The 17,348-nt window shown below is 62.3% G+C and carries 20 protein-coding genes; 12 read left to right on the top strand and 8 right to left on the bottom strand.

Annotated elements, in window-relative coordinates:
• Positions 1-42: 42 nt before the first annotated feature.
• The 3 genes from EN861_RS14775 to EN861_RS14765 form a co-directional block, all read right to left on the bottom strand.
• The gene (locus EN861_RS14775; RefSeq protein WP_127276125.1) at positions 43-999 is read right to left on the bottom strand and encodes an alpha/beta hydrolase; all 957 of its coding nucleotides are present in this window, start codon (positions 997-999) and stop codon (positions 43-45) included.
• Positions 1,000-1,025: 26 nt separating this feature from the next.
• Positions 1,026-1,511, bottom strand: coding sequence for an SRPBCC family protein (locus EN861_RS14770; protein ID WP_127276127.1), 486 nt, complete (start codon positions 1,509-1,511; stop codon positions 1,026-1,028).
• Positions 1,512-1,633: 122 nt separating this feature from the next.
• A complete protein-coding gene (locus tag EN861_RS14765; protein ID WP_127276129.1) occupies positions 1,634-1,882 on the bottom strand; it encodes a ParB N-terminal domain-containing protein in 249 nt (82 codons plus the stop codon).
• Positions 1,883-2,084: 202 nt separating this feature from the next.
• Between EN861_RS14765 and EN861_RS14760 the strand changes: the two genes are divergently transcribed.
• Positions 2,085-2,501 (top strand): thioesterase family protein, encoded by a 417-nt coding sequence (locus tag EN861_RS14760; protein ID WP_127276131.1) that lies wholly within the window; start codon positions 2,085-2,087, stop codon positions 2,499-2,501.
• Between the two features lie 15 nt (positions 2,502-2,516).
• Here the strand turns inward: EN861_RS14760 and EN861_RS14755 are convergent, their stop codons facing one another.
• Positions 2,517-3,476: a LysR family transcriptional regulator gene (locus EN861_RS14755; protein WP_135864175.1), complete on the bottom strand. Its 960-nt coding sequence runs from the start codon at positions 3,474-3,476 to the stop codon at positions 2,517-2,519.
• A 136-nt stretch (positions 3,477-3,612) separates the two neighbouring features.
• Here EN861_RS14755 and EN861_RS14750 point away from each other — a divergent pair, with 136 nt between their 5' ends.
• The 9 genes from EN861_RS14750 to EN861_RS14710 all read left to right on the top strand — a co-directional run bounded on the left by EN861_RS14750 (position 3,613) and on the right by EN861_RS14710 (position 12,057).
• Positions 3,613-4,395 (top strand): ABC transporter substrate-binding protein, encoded by a 783-nt coding sequence (locus EN861_RS14750; RefSeq protein ID WP_135864173.1) that lies wholly within the window; start codon positions 3,613-3,615, stop codon positions 4,393-4,395.
• Positions 4,396-4,460: 65 nt separating this feature from the next.
• Entirely contained in the window at positions 4,461-5,108 is a 648-nt protein-coding gene (locus tag EN861_RS14745; RefSeq protein ID WP_135864171.1) for an amino acid ABC transporter permease, read from the top strand.
• 13 nt (positions 5,109-5,121) lie between these two features.
• Positions 5,122-5,781 (top strand): amino acid ABC transporter permease, encoded by a 660-nt coding sequence (locus tag EN861_RS14740; protein WP_127279713.1) that lies wholly within the window; start codon positions 5,122-5,124, stop codon positions 5,779-5,781.
• Positions 5,778-6,542: an amino acid ABC transporter ATP-binding protein gene (locus EN861_RS14735; protein ID WP_127279712.1), complete on the top strand. Its 765-nt coding sequence runs from the start codon at positions 5,778-5,780 to the stop codon at positions 6,540-6,542. Before EN861_RS14740 ends, EN861_RS14735 begins: the two co-directional genes overlap by 4 nt.
• An 8-nt stretch (positions 6,543-6,550) precedes the next feature.
• Complete coding sequence (locus EN861_RS14730; protein WP_127279711.1) at positions 6,551-8,191, top strand: N,N-dimethylformamidase beta subunit family domain-containing protein; 1,641 nt, start codon at positions 6,551-6,553, stop codon at positions 8,189-8,191.
• Position 8,192: 1 nt separating this feature from the next.
• Entirely contained in the window at positions 8,193-9,569 is a 1,377-nt protein-coding gene (locus EN861_RS14725; RefSeq protein WP_127869536.1) for an aspartate aminotransferase family protein, read from the top strand.
• Positions 9,570-9,574: 5 nt separating this feature from the next.
• Positions 9,575-10,504, top strand: coding sequence for a 3-keto-5-aminohexanoate cleavage protein (locus EN861_RS14720; RefSeq protein WP_127280115.1), 930 nt, complete (start codon positions 9,575-9,577; stop codon positions 10,502-10,504).
• Between the two features lie 9 nt (positions 10,505-10,513).
• The gene (locus tag EN861_RS14715; protein ID WP_127280114.1) at positions 10,514-11,032 is read left to right on the top strand and encodes a GNAT family N-acetyltransferase; all 519 of its coding nucleotides are present in this window, start codon (positions 10,514-10,516) and stop codon (positions 11,030-11,032) included.
• Positions 11,029-12,057, top strand: a complete 1,029-nt coding sequence (locus EN861_RS14710; protein ID WP_135864169.1) for a histone deacetylase family protein — start codon at positions 11,029-11,031, stop codon at positions 12,055-12,057. Before EN861_RS14715 ends, EN861_RS14710 begins: the two co-directional genes overlap by 4 nt.
• 15 nt (positions 12,058-12,072) lie before the next feature.
• On the opposite strand, the gene EN861_RS14705 is transcribed toward EN861_RS14710, so the two are convergent.
• The 3 genes from EN861_RS14705 to EN861_RS14695 form a co-directional block, all read right to left on the bottom strand.
• Positions 12,073-13,335, bottom strand: a complete 1,263-nt coding sequence (locus tag EN861_RS14705) for a cysteine desulfurase-like protein (RefSeq protein WP_189343633.1) — start codon at positions 13,333-13,335, stop codon at positions 12,073-12,075.
• A 47-nt stretch (positions 13,336-13,382) separates the two neighbouring features.
• Positions 13,383-14,450, bottom strand: coding sequence for an aldo/keto reductase (locus EN861_RS14700; RefSeq protein WP_135864166.1), 1,068 nt, complete (start codon positions 14,448-14,450; stop codon positions 13,383-13,385).
• 118 nt (positions 14,451-14,568) lie between these two features.
• On the bottom strand, positions 14,569-15,030 hold the full coding sequence (locus tag EN861_RS14695) for a hypothetical protein (RefSeq protein ID WP_135864164.1): 462 nt from the start codon (positions 15,028-15,030) through the stop codon (positions 14,569-14,571).
• A 396-nt stretch (positions 15,031-15,426) separates the two neighbouring features.
• Here EN861_RS14695 and EN861_RS14690 point away from each other — a divergent pair, with 396 nt between their 5' ends.
• Complete coding sequence (locus EN861_RS14690; RefSeq protein ID WP_127280965.1) at positions 15,427-15,591, top strand: hypothetical protein; 165 nt, start codon at positions 15,427-15,429, stop codon at positions 15,589-15,591.
• 54 nt (positions 15,592-15,645) lie between these two features.
• Here EN861_RS14690 and EN861_RS14685 read toward each other — a convergent pair whose 3' ends face one another.
• Complete coding sequence (locus EN861_RS14685; RefSeq protein ID WP_127280966.1) at positions 15,646-16,152, bottom strand: DUF1993 family protein; 507 nt, start codon at positions 16,150-16,152, stop codon at positions 15,646-15,648.
• 140 nt (positions 16,153-16,292) lie between these two features.
• On the opposite strand from EN861_RS14685, the gene EN861_RS14680 reads away from it, so the two are divergent.
• The gene (locus EN861_RS14680) at positions 16,293-17,342 is read left to right on the top strand and encodes a DUF1176 domain-containing protein (RefSeq protein WP_135864162.1); all 1,050 of its coding nucleotides are present in this window, start codon (positions 16,293-16,295) and stop codon (positions 17,340-17,342) included.
• Positions 17,343-17,348 lie beyond the last annotated feature (6 nt).

Genomic DNA, 17,348 nt, shown 5'->3' with positions numbered 1-17,348 from the left:
CGACGGCCGTCTCGCTGGAGACGGCCGCCAGAGATGGCAGGGTCATTCGGTTTCGCCGACCACCTCGTCCCAGCTCTTCACCTTGGTCTGGCCATCGAGGAAAGGCAGTGCGGCGGCCGTCAGTTCCGGAGCGAAGAAGACGTCGTAGTGGGTGCGGTTGGGCAGGATGGCGAGACGGCTCTGCGACAGGTTCTCACGCATCCAGCCGGCATCCTTCAGGCCGCCACCGAGCATCTGGTAGAACTTGATCTCATGCTCGGGCTTGTACATGTCGCTGTCGCCGTAAGCGAGCATGACGGGCATCTTCAGCTTGGGAACGTCGGCGGAGAAGTCGTAGTTCTGGCGCATGAAATTGCCGAGCGCGTCGAGCAGCTTCGGGAAGTCCTCTGGATGTGGCGCGACGGCGACGTAGGATTTGTACATCGGTGTCTCTTTCATGAACGCCGCGGCGGCGGCACTTACCTGCGCCTGCTGCGGGCGCATCTCGTCATAAAAGCCGTCGGCGGCGTAGCCGGTCGAGACAAGGACCAGCCGGCGCACAACCTCGGGATGCTGGACCGCCATGCGGAAGGCAACGCCGCCGCCCAGCGAATAGCCCATGACGTCGACCTTGTCGTAGCCGAGTGTCTTGACGATACCAGCCATATCATCGCCGATCGCCTCCAGGGTGAATGGCCGGTCGCCAAGCGCGGTGCGGCCGTGCCCCTGCAGGTCGACCCCGATGACGGTACGGTTCTCGGCAAGCTTGGCCAGGATCGGCGCGAACATGTCGATGGAGCCGAGGCCGCCATGCAGCAGAAGCAGCGGCTCACCCTTGCCATAGATAGCGTAATAGTAGTTCACGCCGTTGATCGGCAGCAGGCCGGATTTTTGCGGCTTCGGCAGCGTTTTCGTTTCGGTGGTCATAGCGGGCTTCGTCTCCTCTGCATTGATGGTGCCCGGACAAGCGAGAAACGCCGCGGCCGAAGCAAGAATGGCAAAAACCAGGGTTCTGGACATATCGGTCTCCTCCTGGTCAACCGATGTCAAAGCGTCCTGGCGAGGTCTTCGAGCTGGTCGGTGCATTGCCCCCAACCCGCGTGAAAACCCATCGCCTGGTGCTGCTGCCGGTCGGCGACGCTCCAGTGCCGGACGCGCGCGATGTAGCGGGTCTTGCCCTCGCCTTCGTCCTCGAAGGTCAGCACGCCGGTCATGAACGGTTTTTCCGACGGCTCCCACGCCTGGGTATAGGCATCGGTGAAGATGATCTTCTTGCCGGGAACGACTTCCAGGAAAACCCCGGGATTGGGGAATTCATCGCCGTCAGGACCGGCCATGACGACGAGGCTGTTGCCACCCGTGCGCACGTCCATCTCGGCACGCGGCGTCGTCCACGGCTTTGGCGCGAACCATTGCGTGATCAGGGTCGGGTCGGTCCAGCAGCGATACACGTTCTCGCGCGGTGCATCGATGATGCGGGCGAGAACCAGTTCGCGGTCGTTGGCGGGGGCGATGTCGAGCTTGGTGGCCACTATTTTCTCCTCGGGATTCGGCTTGATCTGGCTTCCGTCCCAAGGACGAGCCAATGCAACGCAACCCGACATGCCAGGTGAAAAATTCTGGAGACTGTGCGTGCTTCGGGCGAAGGCGCGCGTCAGTGGCGCTTGGCTTGCACCAGATAGGCGTCGATCTCTGACTCGCCGAGCCACTTGGCTGCTTCCAGACGATGCAGTCCTTCGACAAGTATGTGCCGCTTGCCATCGTGGCGGACCTGGATCGGCGTCTTCATGCCGTTTTCCAGGATATCCTCGGCGAGATGCCGGACGGTCTCGGGATGCAGCGTCTTCTTGCGTGCGGTGGGCACGTAGATGTCGTCGACCTTGACCTTTTGCACCCTGAGCATGCCTGTCCCCATGGCGGAACTGCCGCCGTCTTTCTGAGATAGTCGGTTTGCTCGGGAGGGCCAAGGGCCCGGCTAAGGAATGTCGACCTACAGGCCATCGCCGGCTCGAAAGCCCTCACCCAAGTCATCCGCCGGTTTGCCTGCAGCCGCGTGTTTCGATAAGGCGTCTCGCGATCCAAACAAAGGCCACGGAACAATTCACATGAGCAAATCCCTCGTCACCTTCGTAGGCGTCGCCCATCCCTGGATGTGCGACGTGATGGGGCACATGAATGTGCGCCATTACGCCGCGATGTTCGACGATGCCAGTTTCCAGCTCCTCGGCCATATCGCCGGACAGGAGGGCGGCCAGGGCTCCCAGAACGGATGGGCCGACGTGCGCACCGAAATCGACTACCGGCATGAAACGAAAGCCGGATCGCTGCTCACCATCCGCTCGCATGTGATCAAGGTCGGTCGCACCTCCATCACCTTCGAACAGGTGATGTCCGGATCGATCGATGGCATCGTCCATGCATCGAGCCGGACGACCAGCGTGCGCTTCGATCTCACCGCCAGGGCCTCGGTGGCGCTGGATGAGCCGATGCGCGACCGCGCCGCGGCCTACCTTGTCGAATAGACCCGCGTCGACCCGTCAATCGCTGTAGATTCGATCCTGCAGGGGCGTTTCGGCGATCAGGGCCTGAATTCCGGACAAAAGCGCCTTCTCGGCCCGATTCATCGCCTTGTCGGGATTGGTCAGCAGGAAGATGTCGATGGCCGGCGGCGCATCGTAAGGCGGCAATCGCCACAGCATACCATCGGCCACGTCGCGCCGCGCGACATGCAGCGGCAGCGGGCCGATGCCGAGCCCTGCCACGATCATGCGCCGCACCTCCTCCAGGCTGGACGACACGCCGACGACATCGGCATTCAGCTTGGCCTCGCTGCGCAGCAACGCCACCGGCCGCAAGGCGTCCGAAATGTGATCGGTCTGGAAGGACACGGACGGCTCGCCCCGCAGATCCGCAAGCGTCAATCCGGTCTTCCCGAACAGCCTGTGCTGCGGGCCACAGAAGAAGCCGAAGAACTCGCGATAAACCATCGTGTAGTCCAGTGCCGGATCGCGCTGGCTGACCAGGCAGATGCCGAAGGAAGCGCGGCGCTCCCGCACCTGCTTGGCCACTTCCGTGCTTGCCGCGACCGAGATGGTGATGGAGCCGCGCGGGTAGTTGCGGTGGAATTCCGCCAGCGCCCGGTCGAACAGCGGCGAGACGACATGGCTGGCGGTCGCGATCATGACGTGGCCGGCGACGTCGTCGCTGATCCCGCGCATCAGCAGCGGCAGTTGCGATATGGTGCCGAACACCTCCACGCTCTGCTCATAGATCAGGCGCCCGACCTCGGTGAGTTCGAAGCGTGTCGCATCACGCTCGACCAGGCGCCGGCCAACGCGATCCTCCAGGCGCCGCAACGCGTTGCTGACGCTGGGTTGCTTGAGGTTCAGGCGCTCGGCTGCCCGGGTGATGCTTTTCACCTCCGCGATGACGACGAATGTGCGCAGCAGGTTCCAGTCGAGGTCCCAGACCAGCCGTTCGGGGCGAGGCAATGCCATTCTTGGTATCTATGCTCCCTATTCCCATTATCTATTTGCGCAATGCTGGAGCAAAGGCAATCATTGACATCAGGAGAGCGCCCCAACGCCTCCCAAGAACAAGCCTTCGCGCTCCATCCAGAGGACAGAAATTCAGATGAACAAGGTATTTTCCGGCATCGCGGTTGCCGCACTGCTGCTTGCTTCGGCCTTCACCGCCGTTTCGGCCAGCGCCGACGATCTCGAAACGATCAAGTCGGCAGGCGAACTGAAGATTTCGATGAGCGGGCAGTATCCCCCCTTCAACTTCGTCAACGACCAGAACGAGGTTGTCGGCTTCGACGCCGACATCGGCAAGGCCATCGCCGATCGCATCGGCGTCGAGGGCACCATCATCACCACCGCCTGGGACGGCATCATCGCCGGCCTGCTCGCAAACAAATACGACACCGTCGTTGGCTCGATGACGATCACGCCTGAGCGCGAGAAAGTCGTCGATTTCGTCGGCCCCTACTATCACGCCGGCCGCGCGGTCTTCGTGAACCAGGATTCCAAGGTGCAGAGCCTCGACGACCTCAAGGGCAAGACCCTTGGCGTGACGCTGGGCGAGACGCACGAGAAATGGGCGCGCGCGCAGGGTGGCTGGGATGTCCGCACCTACAAGGGCTTGCCGGAATTGTTGCTGGAATTGAAGGCGGGCCGTGTCGATGCCATCGTCGTCGACAACATTCCGGTCATGGTCGCCGTCAAGGAAACCGGCGAGAAGGTGCGCAAGCTCGACACGCCTGACATCGAAGGCGGCAGCGTCGCCATCGGCATAGCCATCCGCAAGGACAATCCGGAGCTCAAGGCCGCCATGCAGAAGGCATTGGACGGCATGATGGCAGACGGCACCTACGAGAAGATCTCCAAGCAGTGGGTCGGCACCGACATCCGCTAATCCATCCGGTTTTCAGGCGGCCAGGTCGCCTGAAAACCAAACGACATTCCTGCCGGGACGACCCCATGGATTTCTCCTTGATGAGCCGTGTCTTCCCGTTTTTCGTGGAAGCGGCGCTCGTGACGCTGGAACTGACAGTGCTGGCCCTGGTTCTGGGGCTGGCCGCCGCGGCGCTGGCGGCGGCCGCCCGGATGTCGAGATCGGCGATCCTGAGGGCCGTCGGCACTGTCTATGTCAGCCTGTTTCGCGGCACCCCCTGCCTGATCCAGCTGTTCGTGCTCTATTTCGGCGGACCGCAGATCGGCATCAATCTGGAGCCGTTCACGGCTGGTGTGATCGGCCTTGGCCTCAACATCGGCGCCTATATGGCGGAATCGATCCGGGGCGCGGTGATGGCGGTCGACCGCGGCCAGACGGAGGCTGCCCGCACGATCGGATTCAGCCGTTTGCAGACCTTGCGAAGGGTTGTGCTGCCGCAAGCCGCGAGGCTGATGATCCGCCCGCTCGGTGTCAACACGGTCGCCTTGCTGAAGGGTTCGGCGCTGGTATCCACCGTCTCGGTTGTCGAGTTGACCTACACGGCCCAGCGTTTCATCGGCTCCACCTACAAACCGTTCGAGATTTTCGGCGTCGCGGCCCTGCTTTACATGATCATGGTCTACGCGGTTGCCCGCATCGTCGACATGCTCGACAAGCGCTTTGCCATCATCTGATCGGGGGAGCGTGATGCAAGGTCTCGATTTCAGCGTCGTCGTGCCCTACTGGGACCTTCTTCTGACAGGCGCCTGGTGGACATCGGTGCTGACGGTCTCGGCCGGAGCCCTCAGTTTTGCCTTCGGCATCCTGTTCGCCGTCATCGTCCTCTACCCACCGGCGATGCTGGCCTACCCCGTGCGCGCCTTCATGTGGGTGTTCATGGGTACGCCGCTGTTGCTGCAACTTTTCCTGATCTATTTCGGGCTGGTGCAGATCGGCATCGACATCCCTGCCCTTGCCGCCGGCATCATCGGGCTTGGGCTGCATTTTGCCGTCTACAATGCCGATGTCATTCGCGCGGGCATCGTGGCGGTCGACGTCGGCCAAACGGAAGGCGCGCGCAGCATCGGCTTCGGCAAATGGCAGGCGCTGCGCTACGTCGTCATACCGCAAGCCATCCGCAACACGGCGCCGCCGATCGGCGGCAACCTGATCGCGCTGCTGAAGGAATCCTCCATCGTCTCGGTCATCGGCATCGCGGAGCTCGTTCATTCGGCGCAACTGGCGATCAGCGAAACGTTCCGCCCGTTCGAATTCTACATTACGGCTGCCGTGCTCTACTACATTCTCAACCTTGTGCTCGAGGCGGCCTTGCATCGGTTTGAACGGCATGTGGAGGTTTCCCGATGAGCACGCAGAGGCCAATGGTGGAGGTGCGCGGGGCACGCAAATCCTTCGGCGCCGTCGAGGTTCTCAAGGGTATCGACCTGTCGGTCGAGCGTGGGCAGATCGTGGCGATCATCGGTCCAAGCGGCTCCGGCAAGAGCACGCTGCTGCGCTCGATCAATCATCTCGAGACATTGAACGGTGGCGAAGTCTGGCTGGACGGCGTGCAGGTCAACCAGCCACTGCATGGCCAGGCCTTCGAGCGACACATCAACAAGGTGCGCCAGCAAATGGGCATGGTGTTCCAGCACTTCAATCTGTTCCCACATCTGACGGTGATCGAGAACATCACCATGGGACCGGTGATCCTGAAAGGCATGCCGAAAGCCGATGCCAAGGCGCTCGCGCACGAGCTCCTCTCCAAGGTCGGGCTCGCCGAAAAGATCGACGCCTACCCCTCCCGGCTTTCGGGCGGCCAAAAGCAGCGTGTGGCGATTGCCCGTGCTCTGGCCATGCAGCCCAAGGTGATGCTGTTCGATGAAGCCACTTCGGCGCTCGACCCGGAACTGGTCGACGAGGTCAACGCGGTGATGAAACAGCTTGCCGCCGAACACATGACCATGCTCATCGTAACGCATGAGATGCGCTTTGCCGGCGAGGTCGCCGACCGAGTGCTGTTCATGGATGGCGGGGTGGTTGTCGAGGAAGGCCCGCCAGCAGAGATCTTTCGCGCGCCGCGGAAGGCACGCACGCGCGGCTTCCTCAAGAAATATCTTTCCGCCTGAGCAAGATGATGACCAGATACCCCACGGAATTCCCCGATTTCGGACTGACGGCGGAGCAGCGCCGCCACGCGGTTCGCGGCCACTATTACGAGTGGCCAGGCATGGATGGCGAGCGCGGCGAGATCTGGTGCTACAGCGACCGGTTTTCGTATCGCGCCGGCGAGACGGTTACGCTGCATGTCAGTTCCACAGCTCCGTCATTCAGCATGACCATCACCCGTGACGGCGGCACCGAGACGAAAGTGTTCGAGACATCCGGCATCGCGTCGCGCTGGCAGGTCAGTCCGGACCAATGCTCGGCCGAAGGCTGCGGCTGGGAATCCTCCTTTGAATTCCGTGTGGAAAACGACTGGCCGTCCGGCGCCTATCGCGTGACTCTGACCGCCGACGGGCGCGACGGCAAGCCGATCCAAAGTCACCACATCTTTATCGTCTCGCCCCAACCGGGCAAGAAGCCGGGCCGAGTGCTGCAGGTGGCGGCGACGGGCACCTGGCTCGCATACAACACCTGGGGCGGTTCCAACCATTATCAGGGCATTACCGGGCCCGACCGCGACCAGTACTCGCCCATCGTGTCGACGCAGCGCCCCTGGTGCCGCGGCTTTGCCGTGCTGCCTGCGGACGCGCCGCGCGTGCCGCTGGAAGTCGCGGTGCCGCCGAAGACGGTGCCGCGCTATCCGCACATGGAATGGGCGCTCGCCACCGGCCATTCGAAGAAATACGCCTCGTCGGGCTGGGCCAGCTACGACAGCCATTTTTTTCGCTTTGCCGAACGGGCCGGCTATGATGCCGATCTGACCAGCCAGCACGACCTGCATTTCTCGCCCGAGATTCTCGACGGCTACGACTGCGCGGTCTTCGTCGGCCATGACGAATACTGGACCTGGGAAATGCGCGATGCCGTCGACTTCTATGTCGAGCGCGGCGGCCATGCGGCGCGCTTTGCCGGCAATTTCATGTGGCAAACCCGGCTGGAGGATGAAGGCCGCCGGCAGGTTTGCTACAAATACCGCGCGCGGGCCGAAGACCCCGCCTATCGCGGCGGCGACGTGACACGCGCCACCAATTCCTGGGAAGCGCCCGAAATCGGCAGGCCGGGTGCCGCGACCTTCGGGCTCAACGCCACCCGTGGCCTTTACGCGGGCTGGGGCGGCTGCGCGCCGCGCGGCGTGCGCGGGTTTCCGGTCTACCGGCCAGAGCACTGGGCCTTCGCCGGGACCGGCATCTATTATGGCGACCTGCTGGGCGCCGACAGCCATGTCTATGGCTATGAGGTCGACGGGCTCGATTTCGAGATCCGTGGCGGCCTGCCCTACCCGACCGCGACCAGCGGCGCGCCCGATGGCTTGCAGGTGCTGGCCGTCGGCATGGCCAGCCAGGTCGAGGAAAGCGCGGACATCCCGGTCGAGGACCAGTTCCTCACCGACGAGGATGGCCGCTTCAGCGCCGAGACGCTGTTCGGCGACAGGAGCGACGCCAATCTCGAAAAGGTCAAACGCAGCAATGGCATGATCGTCAATTTTCCACGCGGCAAGGGCGAGGTGTTCCACGCCGGAAGCTGCGAATGGGTCGCCGGCCTGCTAAGACAAGACCCGATGGTCGAACGGGTTACCCAGAATGTCCTCGATCGCTATCTTGGAAAGTCCTGACATGTCGAAAGTCCAGCATGCCGCCGAAACTCGGCGAGAATCGCATCTCTTCTATCTGTCCAGCCTGCGCCGACCGCTCATCGATCGCGCCGAAGGCATCTACATGTGGACGCAGGATGGCCGCCGTTTCATCGACGGATCGAGCGGCCCGATGGTCGCCAATATCGGCCATTCCAACCGCAATGTGCTCGATGCCATGAAGCGGCAGATGGACCGCGCCACCTTCGCCTACCGGCTGCATTTCGAAAACGAGCCAGCGGAAGAACTGGCGCGAGAACTTGCCGGCAAGCTTCCGCAAGGCATGGACCGCATCTTCTTCGTCTCCGGCGGCTCGGAGGCGACGGAATCCTGCATCAAGCTGGCCCGGCAATGGGCCGTCGCCACCGGCCAGGCCGGCCGCTGGAAAGTGATCACCCGCTTTCCTTCCTATCATGGCGGCACGCTGGGTTCGCTTTCGATCACCGGCGACGATGCGCTGGCCGAGACTTTTACGCCGATGATGCGGGTGATGCCGACCGTGCCGGCACCAACCGCCTGGCGCGACCGCGACAATTTCTCGATGGAGCAGCGCGGCGTCCGCTACGCCGACATGCTGGAGGAAAAGATCCTCGCCGAAGGCCCCGAAAGCGTCGTCGCCTTCATCATGGAGCCGATCGGCGGCGCGGCGACCGCCGCGCTGGTGGCGCCCGACAGCTACTATGCGCGCATCCGCGAAATCTGCGACCGCTACGGCATCCTGCTCATCCACGACGAAGTGATGAGCGGTGCGGGCCGCACCGGCAAATTCCTCGGCGGCGACCATTGGAACTGCAAGCCGGACATCGTCGCACTGTCGAAAGGGCTGGGATCGGGCTACGCGCCGCTCGGCGCGCTGGCGGCGCCGATGCGGCTGGTCGAGCCGCTGCTCGCCACCGGCGGCTTCCAGCACGGCCACACCTATGCCGGCAATCCGCTGGCCTGCGCCGCCGGGCTTGCGGTGCTGGGCGAAATGGACCGGCTCGACCTGATCGCCAATGCGGCTGCCATGGGCGATGTGCTGATGGACGGCCTGAAGGCACTTGCGAAACGCTTTCCATTCATTGCCGATGTGCGCGGCAAGGGGCTGCTTACGGGCGCCGAAATGGTCGCCGATCCGGAAACTCTGAAGCCGATCGACCAGCCCAAGAAAGCGACGCAACGGCTGCTCGACCTCGCCTATGAGCGCGGACTGATCATCTACGGCCGCAGGGTCAAGGGCGGCGTCGACGGTGACAATTTCATGGTGGCGCCGCCGATGATCGTCACCAGCGAGCAGGTCGGCGAGATCATCTCCATCATCGGCGACTCGCTCGAAATCCTGGCCGGCGAACTGGACCTGCCGGTCGAAGGCCGAGGGTAGAAGAAATGGCGCCGCGAAAAGTCATCATCACCTGCGCCGTCACCGGTTCGGTGCATACGCCGTCCATGTCGCCCCATCTGCCGGTGACGCCGGACCAGATCGCGGCGGATGCGATCGCGGCCGCCGAGGCCGGGGCCTCGATCCTGCATCTGCATGCCCGCGACCCCAGGGATGGCCGCCCCACCGCCGATCCCGAAGTGTTCATGCAGTTCCTGCCGCGCATCAAGCAGGCGACCGACGCAGTGATCAACATCACCACCGGCGGCTCCTCGCTGATGACATTGGACCAACGGTTGGCGGCACCGCTGCGGGCTGAACCCGAAATGTGTTCGCTCAACATGGGTTCGATGAATTTCGCGCTGTTCCCGATGCTCGACAAGCCAAGGGAATGGCAGCACGAATGGGAGCCGAAGCTACTCGAAGCAACCCGCGACACCATCTTCAAGAACACCTTTGCCGACATGGAAGGCGTGCTCGAGCGGCTTGGCAAAGGCTGCGGCACCCGCTTCGAGTTCGAGTGTTACGATGTCGGCCACCTCTATTCACTGGCGCATTTCCGCGACCGGGGGCTGGTGTCCGGGCCGCTGTTCATCCAGTTCGTACTTGGCATCCTGGGCGGTATCGGCGCCGACCCGGACAATCTCGTCCATATGAAGCGGATCGCCGACAAATTGTTCGGCGACAGCTACCAGTTTTCGGTACTGGCCGCCGGGCGAAGCCAGATGCCGCTGATCTCGATCGCCGCCGCGATGGGCGGAAATGTGCGTGTCGGGCTGGAGGACAGCCTCTACGACGGCCGTCAATTGGCGAAATCCAACGCCGACCAGGTGCGCCGCATCCGTGGCATTCTCGATGGGCTGTCGCTGGAGGTTGCCACACCGGCGGAAGCGCGCGACATGCTGGCGCTCAAGGGCGGCGACCGCGTGGCTTTTTGAGACAAGACCGTGACCAATCCAGCCTCCAACGATGTCCTCCTCCGCCCCGGCACCATCGATGATGTCGAAACCATCCATGCGGCGATCCTGAAACTCGGCACCCATATCGGCGCGCCCGAGGAAATCATCTCGACGGCGGACGATCTCAGAACCTGGGGCTTCGGCGCAAAGCCCGCTTTCTCGACGCTGATCGCCGAAGTGGATGGCGAGTTCGCCGGATTGTGCCTGCATTTCCCGATCTTCTCGACCTGGATGGGGCGGCCTGGCGTCTATGTGCAGGACCTCTATGTCGAAGACCGGTTCCGTGGCCGCAAGATCGGCGAACGCCTGCTGCGCCGCGTGGCGGCGGAATGCCGCAGGGATGGCGGCGTTTATCTGAGGCTGTCCGTCGACACCGACAATGAGGGCGCCAAGGCTTTTTACGAGAGGCTGGGCATTGCCTGGTCGAGCTACGAGCAGACGCAGAAAATCATCGGCGAGGCGTTTTTCGCCTTCGCCGACACGCCGGAAAATGGGGACCAGCCATGAAAGCCTTCTACGCGCAGGAGCAGAAGCGGCACGACCCCAAGGCTTTCCTTTCCAGCGGTGCCGCGCAACCAAATCCTGAAAAACCGGAACGCGTCGAAAGATTATTAGCCGGCGCAAGGTCTGCGGGTTGCACCATCGAAAGACCCGGGAATCATGGGCTCGGCCCGGTCTCCGCCGTGCATACGCCCGAATATCTCGACTTCCTCGAACATATTTTCGAGCGCTGGCAGCGGATCGACGGGGCGTCGGCGGAGGTCATCCCCAATATCCACCCGATCGCCCGCAACGGCTCCTATCCGGCCTCCGCTGTCGGCCAGGCCGGTTATCATATGGCAGACACGGCCTGCCCGATCTCGGGCGAGACATGGCAGAGCGCGCTGTGGAGCGCCTGGAGCGCCGTCGAGGCGGCGGAAACGGTGATGGCAGGCGCTTCCGGCGCCTATGCGCTGTGCCGACCGCCTGGCCATCACGCTTTTGCCGATGTCGCCGGCGGCTTCTGCTTCATCAACAATTCGGCCGTCGCGGCACAGGTGCTGCGTAGACAGGCGGCCCGCGTGGCGATCCTCGATGTCGACCTGCATCACGGCAACGGCACGCAAGGCATCTTCTATGCGCGGTCCGACGTGTTGACCGTCTCGCTGCATGCCGATCCGGTGCGCTTCTACCCGTTCTTCTGGGGCCATGCCGACGAGCGCGGCGAAGGTCCCGGCCTCGGCTACAATTTCAACCTGCCGCTGCCGCGCAAATCCGCGGATGCGGCATTTCTGGAAGCGCTCGGCGTGGCGTTCCAGCGCATCCGCGCCTTCTCTCCCGATGCGCTGGTCGTGGCGTTCGGCCTCGACGCGTTCGAGGGCGATCCGTTCGGCGGGCTTTCGGTGACGACGCCAGGCTTCTCGCGCATCGGCGAGGCGATCGCCGGGCTCGACCTGCCGACGGTCATCGTCCAGGAAGGCGGCTATCTCTGCGACGAACTCGGCGACAATCTCACCGCCTTCCTCACCGGTTTTGGCGGCAAAGCGCGCTGAGAGCTCAAGCCCGCGTCAGGACCGTTGCTGCCTGAGCATGGCAATCACCCGGTGTACGCTTTCCAGCGTCTCGTCGATCTCGGACGCCGTGTTGTAATGCGCGATGCCGATGCGCACGACGCCTTGCTCGGCCGGAATGCCCAGTTGGTGGACGATCTCCCAGGCATAGTTGTGACCCGACCACAGGAAGATGTTTTCGGCATTCATCTGCCGCACGATCGTTTCGGGCACTATGCCGTCCACGGTGAAGGAAACAGTCGGCACGCGATCGCCGAGGCGTTTCGAATCGGTGATGCCATGGATCGTCAGGGCCGGAATATCGGACAGACCATCGATCAACCTTTGCGCCAGCGGGTTTTCATAGGCGATGGAGACTTCGAACGCCTTGGCAATCCTGCGCCTTCTCGATCCGCCCTCGCCGGCACCGAGGTCGGCAAAATAGTCAATTGCGGCGCTGAGGCCGGCCATCAGTTCGATCTGCGGCGTGCCGAGTTCGAAGCGCTCCGGTAGGCCGTTCGAGGAACAGCGACATTTATAGGCCTTCAGGCCTTCGATGACGTCGCGCCGGCCCCACAGGATGCCCATATGCGGGCCGAAGAATTTGTAGGCCGAGCAGATCAGAAAATCGCAGCCGAGTTCCTGCACGTCGATCAGGCCATGCGGCGCGAATTGCACGGCATCGACATAGACCAGCGCTCCGGCCTTTTTTGCAAGTTGGGTCAATGACTTGACCCGGTTGATCGAGCCGGTGAGATTGCTGGCGTAGTTCAACGCCACCAACCGTGTCTTCCCAGACAGCAGACCAGCGAGCTTCGCCTCCTCGACCTGCCAGGTCCTTTCGTCGAACGGCAGCCAGTGCACGACGAGGCCGAGGTCCTCGGCCAGTTGCAGCCAGGGCGACACATTGCCCTCATGGTCCATGCGGGTGAGGATGATCTCGTCGCCTGGCTTCATCGTGCGGCCGAGCGTCCGCGACATGTGATAGGTCAGCGTCGTCATGTTGGCGCCGATGATGATTTCCTGGGGGCTCGCCGCGCCAAGGAAATCGGCCATCGCCTGGTGCGCCTCGTCGACGACCTGCTGTGCCGCGATCGTCGTTTCAAAATAGCCGCCTAGATTGGCGTTGGTCGTCAAAAGGCAGCGCGAGACCGCATCGGCGACGGCCTGAGGCACCTGCGTCCCGGCGGGATTGTCGAGATAGATGCGCCGGCGCCCTTTGTCGGTCAGCGAGAGAGCGGGAAATTTTCCACGCACGGCCTCGATCGAAAATTCCACCATTGTCTCCACCCCTTTGCTGTTGCTCGACAATTCCGCACCCGGCCCGGTCACGGACAGGGATTGCCGACCCGCTGGTGAATGGCGTCCACCGCCTTCTGCATCTCTTCGGTCCAGACGACATCCACCGAGGACAGTGCCATCTCCAGCTGCGAAATGGTTGTCGCGCCGACAATGTTCGATGTGACGAAAGGCCGGCTCGAGACATAGGCATTGGCAAACAGCGCCGGCTCCAGGCCGAAAGAGCGCGCCAGTTCATTGTATTCGAGCTGCGCTTCAGCGGCATTGGGCGTCTCATAGCGCTGACCGCGGTTGAAGAGTTGCGAGCGCGAGCCCTGCGGGCGGGCGCCGTGATCGTACTTGCCGGTCAGATAACCCTGCGCCAGTGGCGAATAGGCAAGCAGCGACACCCCTTCGCGCTCGCAGACCTCGGCGAGGTTCACCTCGAAGGTGCGGTTGACGAGGTTGTAGGCGTTCTGGATCGAGGCGACGCGCGGACCGATCCCTTTGTCGGCCTCGGCGAGGAAGCGCATCACGCCCCACGAACTCTCGTTCGACAGGCCGAAATGGCGGATTTTTCCTGCCTTCACCAGTTCCTCGAATACCGCAAGCGTCTCGGCGATCGGCGTCTCGCCGACTGGCGCGCCGACAGAATCGGCACGCCGCGCCACCGCGCCGACGCGCGTCGGGTTGGCGCCCCATGGGATGTCCCGTTCCGGCCAGTGGATTTGATAAAGGTCGAGATAGTCCGTGCCGAGCTTGGTCAGCGACTTGTCGATGGCATCAAAGATATCGGCCCGCACCAATTGCGAGGGTCGGTCGCCGCGAAACCAGCTGTTGGCGGTTCGGCCGACCACCTTTGAGGCAAGGATCACCTTGTCGCGATTACCCTTGGCCTTCATCCAGCTGCCGATGATCTTCTCGGTCCGCCCTTGCGTCTCCGCCTTGGGCGGGATCGGATAGAGTTCGGCGGTGTCGATGAAATTGACGCCACGCGAGAAGGCCAGGTCCATCTGGGCATGGCCCTCGGCCTCGGTGTTTTGCTGGCCCCAGGTCATCGAACCGAGGCAAATCTGGGTAACAAGAAGATCGGTCCGGCCGAGACGGCGTTTGTGCATGGAATTCTGCTCCGGAGGGAAAAACATGCGCGGCTGCGCGGGAGGAAACCGCATCTTATAGGAAAGCGGAGGCGCTCTCCAAGCCTTGCCAGGCCGACTTTTGCGTGAGCAGAGACGGTTAGCGGCGTGCGGCGGCCAGGGCGCGGCGCTTGGCCTCGTCGATCAGCATGTTGGCCACTTGCATGCGGATCATCGCGCGCTGGCGCAAATGCGGGGCAACCCGGTCAGGATGGTTGGCAAAAGCAAAGCTGCGGCGCATGCGACTGAAATCGGCAACGACCCTGGGCTGATTCAGTCCCAGTTCGACCGCAATCGATTCAGGATCAATTGGCGGCAATTCTTCTTCCGGCTTCGGTTCTTCGCCAGCCAGGGCCAGCCTAGCCTGCTCAAGCAGGGCAGCAAATTCGCTGGCCAGATCAGCACCAGCCTCGCGATATTCCGCGGCGGATACCTTGATGCGGCCGGAATGGAGTTCATCGGCGACCGAAAGATAGTCGAACGGGATGGATGGGCGCGCGCCGGTCTCGTCGCCCTCGATGCCGTCGCCCTTGTCGGAAGCAACGAAGAGGTCGTCGAGCAACGAAGCGAAATCACGCTTGGCGCTGGTAGCGATGTCAGCCTCCCCCTTGCCTGACTGTCTGGACTACAGAGCATAGAACCGGCTCGTTAAAAATACATGCCACTGGTCTTAACGAATTTAGCCGTTGCGAGGATTGCGATCGAGGATCAATGGCTCCTCGACCAAAAGCCGGACTGCACTTTCATGCAGTCCGGAAATCCGCCAGGAGTGGCGAGGAAAAACTGGCCATGTGCCAGCGTCGAAGCCTACGATTGACGCGGCGCAAAAGTTTCATCAGGCCGCAAAAAATTTTTATGAAAATCATTCGGACATGGCAGGCATGCAAATGCTGCACTGCACAATTGTCACGATTCACGTATATTGTATGGCGTGGAGGACCAACCAGGAGCCTGAATCATGGGTTTCTTCACGGAAATGTTCGCCCGGCCGCGCCCGCAGGAACATCAGAGATATCGTGCGGCGCTGGCGCTGCTTCATTCGATGAGCAGCGCCGAGCGTGCCGACATCGGCATCAAGCCCGCCGATTTCCCGCGTATCGCCCGCGAAATGTCCATCCGCTAGGCTGCATCCCGCGAGATGTCCCGGATCGATCCAGGACATCTCGAACCTCACGCCTCAACGCGATCCCAGGAACGTCGCCTTGCCCAACGGCACGCCATTGTGGCGAAGAATGTCGTAAGCGGTGGTGAGGTGGAAATAGAAGTTGGGCATGGCCACATGCAGCAGATACTGCATGCCGCTCAATGTGGTTTCCCGGCCCCCCAGCTTCAACTCGATCATCCTGTCATCCGACCCGTCGATATCGGCGGGCGAAAAAGTCGCCAGATGAGCCAGTGTCTTGGCGATCCTCGCTTCGAGATCGGCAAAGCTCGCCTCATTGTCTTCGTATTTCGGCACTTCGCGGCTGGCTAGCCGTGAGGGTGCTCCCTTGGCATGGTCGGTGGCGATCTGCACCTGTCGGGTCAAAGCGAACATGTCGGGCGCAAGCCGCGCCGTCAAAAACACCTGCGGGTCGATCTTGCGGTCAAGCGCGTTTTGTTCGGCTGCCGCGAGCACATTGGAAAGTGCTTTCAGCCTGGCTGAAAACACGGGCACGGATGCCTCATACATCGATATCGTCACGTCAGATCTCCTGTCCGGCAGGAACGCCGGCGGGAGGACGTAGCGCCCTCAAGCACGATTCTTCAAGGTGCAGCCGCACGGCGTCACCACGTCGCCGCAATCGCCATGGTAGAATCTTCGTTATCGAGCGGAGATTCCCGATGAGACGCGCCCTTCTCGCAGCGACTGCCCTTCTCTCCCTTGCCACGACAGCCCAGACGGCATTGGCCGCCAGCGATACGCCCGAAGCGCCTTACGTCGATGATCGGTCGAGCGCGGATGCGGTCGTCCGCTCGCTCTACAGCGCCATCAACCGGCACGAATTCGCTCGCGCCTGGGGCTATTACGGCGATACAAAGCCGGCAAAGGATTTCGATACGTTCGTCAAAGGCTATGACGGCACCAATACGGTGGAGGTCAAGACCGGTCCGATTTCGGACGAGGGCGCGGCGGGCAGCATCTATTACAATGTCCCGGTCGCCATCCAGGCAACCGACAAGAAGGGCGAAGCGAAGGTCTTCGCCGGCTGCTACACGCTGCGCCAGGTCAACGCCCAGATCCAGGCGCCGCCCTTCCAGCCGATCTTCATCGACAAGGGAGCACTGAAGCCCTCCACCGCCGATTTCGACAATGCGGTACCGCCAAGCTGCGGCGACGGTCCGCCGCCGCCGAAGAAGGATGCCGCACTGGAACAAGCCAAGAACGCCTTCCTGGCGACCTATGGCGACCAGTGCGACAAGCAACTCCTGGCCAATGAGCCGGAGGTCTTTTCGATCAAATACAAGGACAAGAATGCTCAGCCGGGCGACCCGGACAAGGAAACGCGGCTGTTCCATTTCTCCTGCTCGGCCGCCGCATACAATGAAAGCTCGGTCTACTACATGACCGACGAGGTGGACGGCGTCAGGCAATTGCAATTCGCCGAGCCCGAGACCGATATACGCTACGAGAACAATGACAGCGACGGCAAGCTGTTGAGCGTGACGGTGATCGGCTTCCAGACCACAGGGTGGGCGGTCAACTCCGACTATGACCCCAACGCTCACACGATCACCACGTTCAACAAATGGCGCGGCGTCGGCGATGCCTCTGACTCCGGGACATATCTGTTCCGCAACGGCGACTTTTCGCTGGTCCAGTATGACGTCGACGCGTCGTATGACGGCGAGGAAAATCCGCAGACGATTGTCGACTACAACACAGCGCCTTAGTCCAAA

This window comes from Mesorhizobium sp. M8A.F.Ca.ET.218.01.1.1 (assembly GCF_004791165.1).
GTDB lineage: Bacteria > Pseudomonadota > Alphaproteobacteria > Rhizobiales > Rhizobiaceae > Mesorhizobium.
Note: the sequence above shows the minus strand (reverse complement) of the source record. Positions and strands in the feature narration are given on the sequence as shown.

Bases quoted from the DNA above. Each gene is read 5' to 3' on its own strand.
- EN861_RS14775 (WP_127276125.1), bottom strand. From the start codon at position 999: ATGTCCAGAACCCTGGTTTTTGCCATTCTTGCTTCGGCCGCGGCGTTT.
- EN861_RS14765 (WP_127276129.1), bottom strand. From the start codon at position 1,882: ATGCTCAGGGTGCAAAAGGTCAAGGTCGACGACATCTACGTGCCCACC.
- EN861_RS14760 (WP_127276131.1), top strand. From the start codon at position 2,085: ATGAGCAAATCCCTCGTCACCTTCGTAGGCGTCGCCCATCCCTGGATG.
- EN861_RS14755 (WP_135864175.1), bottom strand. From the start codon at position 3,476: ATGGCATTGCCTCGCCCCGAACGGCTGGTCTGGGACCTCGACTGGAAC.
- EN861_RS14750 (WP_135864173.1), top strand. From the start codon at position 3,613: ATGAACAAGGTATTTTCCGGCATCGCGGTTGCCGCACTGCTGCTTGCT.
- EN861_RS14745 (WP_135864171.1), top strand. From the start codon at position 4,461: ATGGATTTCTCCTTGATGAGCCGTGTCTTCCCGTTTTTCGTGGAAGCG.
- EN861_RS14740 (WP_127279713.1), top strand. From the start codon at position 5,122: ATGCAAGGTCTCGATTTCAGCGTCGTCGTGCCCTACTGGGACCTTCTT.
- EN861_RS14735 (WP_127279712.1), top strand. From the start codon at position 5,778: ATGAGCACGCAGAGGCCAATGGTGGAGGTGCGCGGGGCACGCAAATCC.
- EN861_RS14730 (WP_127279711.1), top strand. From the start codon at position 6,551: ATGACCAGATACCCCACGGAATTCCCCGATTTCGGACTGACGGCGGAG.
- EN861_RS14725 (WP_127869536.1), top strand. From the start codon at position 8,193: ATGTCGAAAGTCCAGCATGCCGCCGAAACTCGGCGAGAATCGCATCTC.
- EN861_RS14720 (WP_127280115.1), top strand. From the start codon at position 9,575: ATGGCGCCGCGAAAAGTCATCATCACCTGCGCCGTCACCGGTTCGGTG.
- EN861_RS14710 (WP_135864169.1), top strand. From the start codon at position 11,029: ATGAAAGCCTTCTACGCGCAGGAGCAGAAGCGGCACGACCCCAAGGCT.
- EN861_RS14705 (WP_189343633.1), bottom strand. From the start codon at position 13,335: ATGGTGGAATTTTCGATCGAGGCCGTGCGTGGAAAATTTCCCGCTCTC.
- EN861_RS14700 (WP_135864166.1), bottom strand. From the start codon at position 14,450: ATGCACAAACGCCGTCTCGGCCGGACCGATCTTCTTGTTACCCAGATT.
- EN861_RS14690 (WP_127280965.1), top strand. From the start codon at position 15,427: ATGGGTTTCTTCACGGAAATGTTCGCCCGGCCGCGCCCGCAGGAACAT.
- EN861_RS14680 (WP_135864162.1), top strand. From the start codon at position 16,293: ATGAGACGCGCCCTTCTCGCAGCGACTGCCCTTCTCTCCCTTGCCACG.